This window comes from Streptomyces sp. NPDC058964 (genome assembly GCF_042741275.1).
In the GTDB taxonomy this organism is placed as follows: Bacteria; Actinomycetota; Actinomycetes; order Streptomycetales; family Streptomycetaceae; genus Streptomyces.
This window is the reverse complement of the sequence record NZ_JBHYKH010000970.1, coordinates 1-1,383: the sequence shown is the minus strand read 5'-3', so window position 1 is coordinate 1,383 and position 1,383 is coordinate 1. Positions and strand designations below refer to the sequence as shown.

1 protein-coding gene and 1 pseudogene are annotated in these 1,383 nt (G+C 65.4%); both read right to left on the bottom strand.

The features are described from left to right. A partial coding sequence (locus tag ACFW2E_RS46905) for an HD domain-containing protein (RefSeq protein WP_384478289.1) occupies positions 1 to 504 on the bottom strand: 504 nt, incomplete at its 3' end. 511 nt (positions 505 to 1,015) lie between these two features. Then, positions 1,016 to 1,201: pseudogene (locus ACFW2E_RS46900) on the bottom strand (transposase); the annotation flags it as partial. Positions 1,202 to 1,383: the final 182 nt, after the last annotated feature.

Sequence of the window (1,383 nt, the reverse complement as noted above, 5' to 3'; positions counted from 1 at the left end):
CGCCTGCAGGATGCGCTCCTTGAAGTCGGGCCTTGGGTGGGCGGCGACCACCTGGGCGCGCTGCTCCGGGGTGATCTGTTCGAGCTCCATGCCCAGAACATCGGTTTCGACGCCCAGGGTCACGACAGCGACCTCCGGGGCGAGGCGGAGGGGAATTTCGGGCGTGGTGTGGAGTGCGATCGCCAGCCAGACATTGCGTGCTTCCTCCACGGAGCGGCCATGGTCACGCAGAAATGTATAGGCGGCCTCGGCACCGTCGAGTTCGAAACGGCGGTCCTTCGTGCGGTAGTCGTCCGTCAATCCGAGGTCGTGGAAGAGGCCGCCGACGTAAGCGAGTTCGAGGTCCACCTCAAGTCCCCGGGCGGCGCTCTTGAGTGCCCCCCACAGGAACACGCGGCGAGAATGGTGGAAAAGTGTGTCGTCCGCCGTCTGGCGCACGAGCGCGGTGGCCTCGCGGACCAGTGCGGTGTCCGGGATCGTGATCCCGGCGATCGTCTCGGGCATGACTCCTCCTGAAGCAGATTGAGGTGCCGGCGTGTCTCCGGCTCATGTCAACGATCTCGAGTCGGCCCACTTTGCCGGAACCGTCTGATTGGACAGGATTCCCACAGATCCGGACAAGGAACCGTGGCGCCGCGAGCCCGACTGCCGGGGATGCCGCTACGAGGTGAACTTCTTGTGACCGAGCATGCGCAGCAGACCAGTTTTGTTGCTGCCTCGGTACGCGGGGCGGCTCCCAGGACCACAGCAGGCCCTGCGACTGGTGCTCGGTGAGTAGCGCCTGGCAGTCCAGTCGATCTCCCCGACCTCGGGATGGAGCAGAATTCTTGCGGTCATCGAACGGTTCGCGACCTCGCGGCGTTCCCACAGCTCGGCTAAATCGGGACTCTCGCCCAGCCAGCGCGTGCACGTCCTGACCTGCACGTGAGTGCAGTCCGGACATGCCGTAGGCGCCGCGCAGACTCGCCACGTGGTCCTGCTCTGCCGCGCATGCTCTGCAACGGGGTAGACAACCCGCACGGCGGCGCCAGCGGGTCATGCTCGAGCCGAAGCCCGAGTGTCTGCGGCAGATGCTCCTGCGAGAGCCCGGTTCGCAGGACAAACAGAATGCCCAGGAGAACCAGCCGGGCCGACCGCTGTGTGCCGGGCACCGGGTCCGACAATCCACCTTGGGTAGCAGCGGCTCGATCACGGCCCACAGCTCGTCGTCGACTTCCTACGGTTTCGGCCACGCCGCCCTGCACCCCCGGTTCGTCAGCCTCGGAGTGAGTCAACCTCCTCGCAGATCATTTCGTTATGAATGCACGTCGGGGGTAATTGTGTAGGCCACCACGGTCAGGGAGGAGTACCTTGCCGCCGATGCACCCAGTGGGGCCTGAGTAC